This window comes from Microbacterium sp., assembly GCF_052099035.1.
Taxonomy (GTDB): domain Bacteria; phylum Actinomycetota; class Actinomycetes; order Actinomycetales; family Microbacteriaceae; genus Microbacterium.
Window position 1 is genome coordinate 1 of the sequence record NZ_JBQDSX010000027.1, and the last position, 4,001, is coordinate 4,001.

Consider the following 4,001-nt stretch of genomic DNA (forward strand, 5'->3'; position numbering starts at 1 on the left):
TCGGAATAGGGATTGGTGGAGGAATCTGCCACGTCACAAGACTACCGGTGACAGCGCACCCGTTCTCCGCCCACGGTCTCACCCGATGGGTCGACGGTTGGCGGAGGGCCTGCCGATCGCTAGCTTCCAAAGCGTCCATGGGAACAATGACGACCAAGGAGACGAACGATGTCCAGACAGCTCACGACGCGATTGGGTGTGGCGGGCATCGCGGCAGCGGTGATGCTCTCCATCGCCATCAGTCCGGTCTATGCCGTCGAGGAGAACGACGAAGACCTGACCGCCACCGAACCGACGCAGGAGGACATGCCGACTGTCGGCGGGAACCTCGGCAACCAGCACTACTCCGCGCTCGACCAGATCACCAAGCGCAATCTCAGCCAGCTCGCACCCGCCTGGCGCACCCACGTCTCCGCGGTCGCACCCGCATCCGATGACGTCGGCCAGCAGACCACGCCGATCGTCGTCGACGGCATGATCTACCTCGATACTCCCAGCGGCGGTGTGACCGCCTTCGACGGCGCCACCGGAGAGTCCGCGTGGAAGTGGGAGAACCATGAATACGGCATGTCGAGCACGACTCGGTACCGAGCGCGTTGTGGATGCCGACGAATCCGCCTCCACCGCGCACATACTGCATGAGAGCGGTCTGCGCGGCATCATCGAGGCTGTCACGGGTCGAGCTGAGGAACACCACGGCCTGGTACTGATTGAGTCTGCGGAAGGCTGCGAGATCCTCGGTGTAATCGACCGTGATGCCAAGGTCTTCAGCCCAGGCCTTCAGACCGGCCTGCGCGACGTTGTCCTCATTCAACGGCGGATTGAGTCCTGACTCGAGCGGGGTGCCCAGGTGCGCGTGACGAGGACCACCGGTGCGGCTCCAAATGAGGATCTTCTTCTCTTCCCCCTCCACCCAGCCGTTGCCCCATTCGTGGTAGCAAGCCGGATCAGTGCCGCGACAGACGCCGTAATCCTTGACATCGTCTAGGTAGATCTGCTGTGCGGTAGCAGGTTTTCCCTTCCCGTATGGACTTCACGTGATCTCCCTTGATCGTTGGAGCCGGATCGAGATGGGTGGTTCGAGCCTGAACCTAAAGACCAGCGGTGAAACCTGCAACGTGTGTTCCATCCAGTGAGTTGTGCCGCGTTCTCCGGCCGTCGCCGAGACCTCCCTAGGATGGGGCCATGGCCGACAAGCCCCAGTGGTTGATCCGTGAGGACGCCGCAGTGCCGGTGCTGGTCGCGCTCGCGCTGCGGCAGATGCTCGGCATCCGCGAGCCCGACGACCTGCCTGCGCTGCGCGATCTGGACGTGCGCGCTCCGGATGCTGTGGATGCCACCCCCGCGCTCGAGCAGCAGTGGCGGAACTACTGGGACATGACGATCGAGCCGCGCACGCACCCGGCGGAGGGTCCGCTGGAGCTCATCGACGGCTTCGATACCCTCGTCGCCCTGCCTGCCAGCGGCGCCGAAGAGCTGCGCGCTGCGATCGAGCCGCTCGCGGCATCCGCGATGACCTATGCGAAGGCGGCACGCAACCGCTACTTCGACGCGATGAAGACAGCGACCGGCGGTGGGGCGTACCGCGCGTACGCCAGCGCGATCGCCGAGTTCGAGCGCGAAGTCGGCCGACGCGCGCACTCCTTCGAGCTGAACGTGCAGGTGCTGCCGTTCTCGCAGCGCGGGATCTGGTGGATCGGCGCGCTGACGGTGGCCGTGACCGACGGTCTGCGGCGAGATGTCGTCGCGTTCGACGGCGCCATCCGCCCGATCATCGGTGAGCTCGCCTGAGCGGCCGCGTGGACACTTCGACTCGCTTCGCTCGCTCAGTGCGTTTCGTCTTCGGCGGCTTCGCCGCCTACGCTCAACGACCAGCGGTGGCACTCCCTGCGGGTCGTTGAGCGAGCGAAGCGAGACGAAACGCGTTGAGCGAGCCGGAGGCGAGCCGAAACGACGGATGCCGCAGCGGGTCAGTCCTCGGGGATGATCGTCTCGTGGTCGACGCGCACGACGCGGTCGTGCCGACGGGCGATGCGCTCGAGCACCATGGCCACGACGCCGCCGAGCGCCAGGCCGATCGGAGCCGTCCACAGCAGCGTGAACCCGAAGACCTGCCCGGGCGGGTAGACGACGTCGAGCGTCGCGGACGGCTCGTAGCTGCCGACCATCGTCAGGATGCCGGCAGCGATGATGCCCAGCACGACCCCGATCGCCATGAGCACGCCGTAGCGCGGCACGCGCCGCACGGTCGCTTCGACGGTCTCACGGGGTTCGGGGGAGGACATGCCTCCATTGTCCCACGCTCTCAGATCTGCCCGACGGTCTCGCGCTTCTCAGCCTGGAACGCATCCTCACGACGCCCGTGCGCCCAGTACGCCGACAGCGACAGCTGCGTGCGGTCGAGACCGCGCTCCTCGGTCAGGTGCGGACGCAACTGTTTCATCGCGCCGCGCTCGCCGTGCGCGAAGACCTGCACCCGCCCGTCTCGCCAGTCCAGTGCGCGCACCGCGTCGACCAGCAGATCGGTCGTGCCCGCCTGGCTGTCACCGCGGTGCAGCCAGCGCACCTCGATCCCGTCCGGGGCGACCAGATCGAGCTGCTCGGACTCGTTCTGCACCTCGAGGAGCGCCGTGCCGACGGCATCCGCCGGCATCGCCTCCAGAGCCGCCGCGATCGCCGGGATCGATGACTCGTCGCCGACGAGCAGGTGCCAGTCGGCCGCGGCATCCGGAGCGTAACCGCCGCCGATCCCGCCGAGCACGACCGGATCACCGGGCTGTGCGTTCGTCGCCCAGGGCCCGGCGACGCCCTCGTCCCCGTGGGTGACGAAGTCGATCCAGACCCGGCCGGCATCGAGCTCGAACCGGCGGATCGAATACGTGCGCGTCGAGGGCAGCAGTTCGATCGGCAGTTCTTCGCGCAGTTGCTCCATGTCGTACGGCGGCGTGAGCCCGGCCTCGGCCGGCGCGAAGAGCATCTTCGTGTAGGCGTCGGTGAAGCCGTTGTCCGCGACTGCGGAGATGCCGGGACCGCCCGCGACGATCCGCACCAGGTGCGGGGTGAGCCGGATGCGCTCGATGACCTCGAGCACGATCTGCGGGCGTTGGGGGCGGCGGGGACGCTCTGGGCTGGTCATGTGTTTCCTTCGTTCCGTATGGCATGTGCGCTGTTGTGAGATTCAACCGGCATGGCTTAGTATTGCCTAAGTTAGGTAGGCCTTAGCCGTGAACGTGCTCAGACAGGAGCGGATGCGGGCCCACCGACCACCCGAGATCGAGACTCTACCCAGAGTCGTGTGACGGAGCGAGCGCCCTCCCTACCAAGAAGCAGCGCCCGCTCCCGGCCGCCGGCCTCGGGCTGACACGCGCCATTGGCGCGCCTGAAAACAGCGCGGCCGTGCGGCCACGCTGAGTCTACTCGGCAAGGATCACCAATCACATGGCAAAATCATCAGTTGCGGCGGTGCCCGCCCGGGCGCGCAGCGCACGCGGTAGAAGGCGTCTTCTCAGTCTCGTCGCGACAACGGCACTCGCACTCGGAAGTGTGGCGTTGCCGGTTGTCGCGCAGGCTGCGGAATCACCGTCGTTCACGACCGATGTGACCGAGGTCGCGAACGACCGGATCGACATCGCGATCGAAGGCTCCGGGTACGGCGACGTCGTGGCGCTGCCCGGTCAGAGCGAGCCGCACGCGTACTTCACGCTGATCGAGAAGGACGCAGACCTCTCGGATGTGACCGACACCCAGTCGGCGATCTCCGCGACGATCGACGCAGACGGCAACGTCAGCGACGTCCTGCCGATCCCCTCTGAGGAGCTCGACCAGACGAAGAGCTACGAGGTCATCTCCTGGCCCTCACGCTCCTTCCCAACCGACGCCAACCTCTACGCCCGCGCCGACATCACCATCGACTGGGACGCCCTCTTCCCCGAGGCGCCGCCGGCACCCGCTGTGCCGTCGTTCACGGCCGAGGTGACCGAGGTCCCCGATGAGCGGATCGA

Annotated in this window: 5 protein-coding genes and 1 pseudogene; 3 read left to right on the top strand and 3 right to left on the bottom strand. The window is 66.7% G+C overall.

What is annotated here, in order from left to right:
* The first annotated feature begins 306 nt into the window (after positions 1–306).
* Positions 307–642: a hypothetical protein gene (locus ACTIAO_RS09915; protein WP_441906136.1), complete on the top strand. Its 336-nt coding sequence runs from the start codon at positions 307–309 to the stop codon at positions 640–642.
* Here ACTIAO_RS09915 and ACTIAO_RS09920 read toward each other — a convergent pair.
* Positions 638–913: pseudogene (locus ACTIAO_RS09920) on the bottom strand (ThuA domain-containing protein); the annotation flags it as partial. The gene ACTIAO_RS09915 and the pseudogene ACTIAO_RS09920 overlap by 5 nt on opposite strands.
* Positions 914–1,185: 272 nt before the next feature.
* Here ACTIAO_RS09920 and ACTIAO_RS09925 point away from each other — a divergent pair.
* Complete coding sequence (locus tag ACTIAO_RS09925) at positions 1,186–1,791, top strand: zinc-binding alcohol dehydrogenase (protein WP_441906129.1); 606 nt, start codon at positions 1,186–1,188, stop codon at positions 1,789–1,791.
* 179 nt (positions 1,792–1,970) lie between these two features.
* Here the strand turns inward: ACTIAO_RS09925 and ACTIAO_RS09930 are convergent, their stop codons facing one another.
* Together ACTIAO_RS09930 and ACTIAO_RS09935 are read right to left on the bottom strand one after the other, a co-directional pair.
* Entirely contained in the window at positions 1,971–2,285 is a 315-nt protein-coding gene (locus ACTIAO_RS09930) for a potassium transporter Trk (protein ID WP_441890311.1), read from the bottom strand.
* A gap of 20 nt (positions 2,286–2,305) precedes the next feature.
* Entirely contained in the window at positions 2,306–3,136 is an 831-nt protein-coding gene (locus tag ACTIAO_RS09935; protein ID WP_441906130.1) for a siderophore-interacting protein, read from the bottom strand.
* A gap of 302 nt (positions 3,137–3,438) precedes the next feature.
* Between ACTIAO_RS09935 and ACTIAO_RS09940 the strand changes: the two genes are divergently transcribed.
* Positions 3,439–4,001, top strand: a 563-nt coding sequence (locus tag ACTIAO_RS09940) for a hypothetical protein (RefSeq protein ID WP_441906131.1), incomplete at its 3' end; no start/stop codon positions are given.